This window comes from bacterium (genome assembly GCA_030652805.1).
GTDB lineage: Bacteria > JAHJDO01 > JAHJDO01 > JAHJDO01 > JAHJDO01 > JAHJDO01.
This window is the reverse complement of the sequence record JAUSPT010000006.1, coordinates 1-4,350: the sequence shown is the minus strand read 5'-3', so window position 1 is coordinate 4,350 and position 4,350 is coordinate 1. Positions and strand designations below refer to the sequence as shown.

Below are 4,350 nucleotides of genomic sequence, written 5' to 3'. Positions count from 1 at the left end.
AAGAAGTCTTGCGACTAATTCATAAATCTTACTTCCGGCTTTTACGCCTTCTACCACTATCATCCAACCGACTTCTCCTTCTACCATCATTCCATCCTGGTATATTTTCACTCCTGAGACAACTACGGAATCAAAATAATGCAACATAGCGCCCCAAAAGCCTTCAACTGTCTTTCGGTATCCATTCCAATGATCTTCTCCTAAGTTTGCAATACCTCTTTTAGCGACATCTTTTGCCACCGAGCCAAGGTCAGCGCTGGTATGGATAACCGGAACATAGGTAAGAGTTCTCATATCCGGTTTCTATTTTACTCTGGCTTCCAAATGTTCCAAGCTAAGCCATTCTTCATTTTGATATTCTTATCGTAAGTATCTGATTTTTAAATTGCGTATTAAATTTGTGGGCGAAAGATTCACCTGGCAGAATTATCTCCTGGTGGTGTTCTTTACGTTTCGAATCTCGAAAAATAATATTTACGCTTTTCTTTTTAACCTTAACTTTAATATCTTCTTCTCGGATGCCCGGTAGATCCATAATTAATACTATTTCGTTCTCTTCATCAAAAACATCCACCAATAATTCTTTTCCCTTCAACGGAACTTCTCCGTCGCTTTCTTCTGGTAACCACCAATTAAGCAGAACGTTTTCCCCGGTTTTCTTATCAACGCGTGATTTTTCAAATATAAGAACCGGCCTTTTTAGAATTTTTAAGGCTTTCGGATTTATAATATTTTTAATCCTTATCAAAGTATTCATATGGCTGGATTCGTCCAAAAGCTCAGTTAATTCATCAAGTTTGGCATGCCTGCGCTCTAAAAGATAGAAGATTACTTTACGACTACCTGTATCCAGTTCCTGAAGAAGTCTATCAATTCCGTTCATTATTAATCTCGCCTGTTTTTACCATATGTGTTCCACGCCAATGTATTAATAAACCTTTGCTACATTTTCTTGAACCTTTTTTCTAAGCCTGGGGCTTACCCAGTTACAATATGCGCAGCCCTTTTCTAAAAGTTCTCTAACCGGCGCTTCTTTACCGCATTCAGGACATGTTCCCACCTCAAGCACAGAACCTGCTGCATCCCGGGTTGAAACAATCCTATTTAGTGCTCCCGCCCATTCATCTATTTCCTTTCCGGCAAAAGAAGCTGTACTTTTTGCTGTATTCTGATATACAACATTCAGTATCTTTTCCTTCTTACTATCAAGACCGCTTGTTTTCCTTATTTCGGTGCTAACGCTGACTATTCTATCAGCAAGAATATCAAAAACTATCTTTTTATCAAAATCATACCACCAAAATAACCTCTTATCTGTAAGATAAAGATGGCCTGGCTTCCAGGTCTCTTGCAGAATCCCTTCAGCCGGCACTAAATACCATACCTTTTTCTCCCCCCGATGAACAACCTCCTCTTCCTCCATCAGCAAACCGGCAATTTGCTCATCTTTAAGTTCTGGAAGAACAGGATTTTCTTCCAGATAAAGTCCCATATCCTTTATTCTTTGTTCAATAGCCTCTTTAAACTGATTTGTCTCTACTGCACTAAGCCGATACACCTGATCCTGTTTATCTACAAGATAAAGTACCTGTTTTTTCTTTTCTTTAACAAAATGCGCTTCCTCTCTCATTACCAACGCCTTTATTTCTTCTAATGGTATCTGAAATGTGATTTCATCAAAATCTTGACGGTAAAGAATAAGCCTTTTATTAGTTAAATAAAAATAGCCTGGCTTCCAGGCATTATAGATTCCTTTACTATAGTAATAAGAACCATATATTTTCAGGGCAATCTCTTCTCCTTCAACCAGAGAAGGAAGCATCTTTTTCCTATGTTCTCTCTCCCAGGCCCTACTTTTTTCATCCCAGTCCTGCATTACCCCATATTTGAGCATGGTCTCCATTCCGGCCAACGCTGCCCTTAAATTGATGCCAAGTAAAGGAATACCGGCCACAGAAATTATAACATCGGCATTAATTACCAGCCCTTTATCCAGAACACGATCCAATAAATCTACCAGGGTTGCGCGTGTATCTCTGGATGGTTCCACCTTAACTCCTTTGGGATTGGTTTACGGTTTATGTCATTCGTCGTTAGACGAATGAGTAGGGTGGCCAGGGGCCGGTAAAACGAACAAAAAATCCTTCCATATTATTAACCTTCTCTAATTCATCACCCAATACCTTACTTTTTTCTTTAAAAAGTAAACAGGAGAAATTTACCAGCATCTGTTTTCCTTCTTCTGTTTTTTTGACCTTTTCTACTTTAATTTCATCTACACATTTTTTAATTCTTTCATAAAAATCCTTAAAATATTTTTCGGCCTCTGCCTCCATTTGTTTCTTTAAGAGATTCTCCAGTTTCTGTTTATACATATAAGCCAGACCTTTGGATTTGGATTCTATCTCCTCATTTAATTTTTTAATCTCCGGGTTACTTTCTGTTAATTTTCCCCCAATCACCCTGGCGTCCCAGGAAATTTGAATCGCATACTCAGCTTTGTCTTTAAATTTGGCTATCTTTTCTTTTAAGTTTTCATAATCCTTTTTAACCCAACTTTTTATATTCTCATCCGGGGTAATTCCCTCCTCGCCTTTAATTACGGTATCAAAACCCAGGGGTAGAACCGTACCAAATTTTTCCCAGGCAGTATCAATAACCTTTTGGTGAGTCATTGCCCATTTTTTTACCACTTCATTATCCTCTGATTGATAAGGGGCTGGAGAACAATTATGGACTACCGCACATAAATCCTGGCAGACAATAGTGTAGACCTCACTACCATCTATTCCAATACTACCAAAATTTACCTTCTCGGTGCTACTTGCTATACAATAAAGGTATCTTGCTTCAGCGTTTTCCATGTTAATACCCTCAAATTCTTAGTGTTTCTTCCTCCTTGTCGATTTTCTAATGACCTCTTTTTTTAGCAGGAGTAGTTACACCAATCTTTTCTGCCTTTGCGCCGCAATTGGGGCAGAATTTTCTATCCTCCCAGTACCTCCAGGTTGTACCACATTTCTCGCATCCCAGAGTTAAGGGCTGGCCACAATTTGGACAATAATCATGGCTCCCCGTACTGGCACCACACCCCGGACATTTAAATGGGCCTACCATATTATTCTCACCTCCTTCAAATTCCTTTCTCTTCTGCTTCTTCCCGCCACCTTTCCGGATTGACCATTTTATCTACCACCTCATCTACTATATCATCCAGTCCATCTCTTACCGATTTAACCGACTCAGTAACACCCTGCTCCTTTTTTATCTCCTCAATGGCAACATCTAAATCCATAAGCGCCTCTCCCAACCTTTCCATCTCTTTCTCTGTTAATTTACTCTTTTCTTCTAAACCTTCTCCCTCCATACGTTTTATTGCCTGAAGATTGAGGGCATCTTTAATTATCTCTACTAAAGCAATAACTAAGCCTAAAACCCCATGTTTTAGGTTATCCTCATCAATATCTATGGGCATCAGTATTCAATATTCATTTTCTTAAATTTGCTTTGTTTCTTATCTCTGGAATTTTTTGTATTTGGGTTATAAGATTTACCGATATTTTTATCTTTGAGTAAATCCTGTCTTATCCTCTGAATCTCCCTGGCCCTTTCCTTCACCCTCATTATTTTCATCCTGGATCTCTTCAGGGCCAGATCCTGCTTTACTTTTCTCTCTTCCTCCTTCTGGGCTATTTCGGAGATTGCTTCCTCTGTTAATATCGGTCCAAGTTCTTCCTCCAATTCCGCCTTCAGTCTCTCTTCTATTCTTGATGTCATAGAGAGTACCTTCTGTCTTCTTGCAACATCCAGGCTACTTCTTATATCTCTATTTGTTTTAGGTGATTGTAAAAGTTTTGGCACCAGTTTATAATGGTGTCAATGAATCTAAACAGCTTTCAAGCCCTTATCAGCACTGAAAATCGGGCTCGGCTCTTTTTCAAGAAAGCGTGTTGGAAAAATGGGCCTGTTTTTTGTACACGCTGTAAGAGCCGAAAAATATACCGGATTCTTGGCAAAAGATACCGCTGCAAAAGGTGCAAATATACCTTCACCGATTTCAGCGGAAGGTGGATTAACCGGCTCAATATCAGCCACAAAGAATGGCTGTGGGTAATCAAGCTCTTTGAACTGGATGTCTCGGCCCGGAAAGCGGCCAAGCAAATTGCTCTTTCTTACCCCACGGTCCTGAGGGCTTTTGATACCATCAGATGCAGCACTATTGCCGCTTCCGAAGACAGAGAACTTCTTCTCCAGGGCGAGGTGGAAATAGATGAAAGCTACTTCGGGGGAAAAAGAAAAGGCAAGCGCGGCCGGGGAGCCGCCGGCAAGGTCCCGGTTTTTGGCATTCTG

Annotated in this window: 7 protein-coding genes and 1 pseudogene; 1 reads left to right on the top strand and 7 read right to left on the bottom strand. The window is 40.0% G+C overall.

Annotation, left to right across the window (positions count from 1 at the left end):
• From Q7J67_00400 to Q7J67_00370, 7 genes are all read right to left on the bottom strand, one after another.
• The coding region (locus Q7J67_00400; GenBank protein MDO9463755.1) for a hypothetical protein at window positions 1-294 on the bottom strand (294 nt) is incomplete at its 3' end.
• A gap of 52 nt (window positions 295-346) precedes the next feature.
• A complete protein-coding gene (locus Q7J67_00395; protein MDO9463754.1) occupies window positions 347-883 on the bottom strand; it encodes an Hsp20/alpha crystallin family protein in 537 nt (178 codons plus the stop codon).
• Between the two features lie 45 nt (window positions 884-928).
• Window positions 929-2,050 carry a gas vesicle protein GvpJ gene (gene gvpJ / locus Q7J67_00390; protein ID MDO9463753.1) on the bottom strand — a complete coding sequence of 374 codons (1,122 nt, stop codon included), beginning with the start codon at window positions 2,048-2,050 and terminating at the stop codon, window positions 929-931.
• Between the two features lie 43 nt (window positions 2,051-2,093).
• Window positions 2,094-2,864 carry a GvpL/GvpF family gas vesicle protein gene (locus Q7J67_00385; protein ID MDO9463752.1) on the bottom strand — a complete coding sequence of 257 codons (771 nt, stop codon included), beginning with the start codon at window positions 2,862-2,864 and terminating at the stop codon, window positions 2,094-2,096.
• 46 nt (window positions 2,865-2,910) lie between these two features.
• Window positions 2,911-3,117: a hypothetical protein gene (locus Q7J67_00380; GenBank protein ID MDO9463751.1), complete on the bottom strand. Its 207-nt coding sequence runs from the start codon at window positions 3,115-3,117 to the stop codon at window positions 2,911-2,913.
• Window positions 3,118-3,133: 16 nt separating this feature from the next.
• Complete coding sequence (gene gvpK / locus Q7J67_00375; GenBank protein ID MDO9463750.1) at window positions 3,134-3,475, bottom strand: gas vesicle protein GvpK; 342 nt, start codon at window positions 3,473-3,475, stop codon at window positions 3,134-3,136.
• A complete protein-coding gene (locus Q7J67_00370; GenBank protein ID MDO9463749.1) occupies window positions 3,475-3,777 on the bottom strand; it encodes a hypothetical protein in 303 nt (100 codons plus the stop codon). Before Q7J67_00370 ends, gvpK begins: the two co-directional genes overlap by 1 nt.
• A 468-nt stretch (window positions 3,778-4,245) precedes the next feature.
• On the opposite strand from Q7J67_00370, the pseudogene Q7J67_00365 reads away from it, so the two are divergent.
• A pseudogene (locus Q7J67_00365) lies at window positions 4,246-4,350 on the top strand (transposase).

Bases quoted from the DNA above. Each gene is read 5' to 3' on its own strand.
- Q7J67_00395 (MDO9463754.1), bottom strand. From the start codon at position 883: ATGAACGGAATTGATAGACTTCTTCAGGAACTGGATACAGGTAGTCGT.
- gvpK (MDO9463750.1), bottom strand. From the start codon at position 3,475: ATGCCCATAGATATTGATGAGGATAACCTAAAACATGGGGTTTTAGGC.
- Q7J67_00370 (MDO9463749.1), bottom strand. From the start codon at position 3,777: ATGACATCAAGAATAGAAGAGAGACTGAAGGCGGAATTGGAGGAAGAA.
- Q7J67_00385 (MDO9463752.1), bottom strand. From the start codon at position 2,864: ATGGAAAACGCTGAAGCAAGATACCTTTATTGTATAGCAAGTAGCACC.
- Q7J67_00380 (MDO9463751.1), bottom strand. From the start codon at position 3,117: ATGGTAGGCCCATTTAAATGTCCGGGGTGTGGTGCCAGTACGGGGAGC.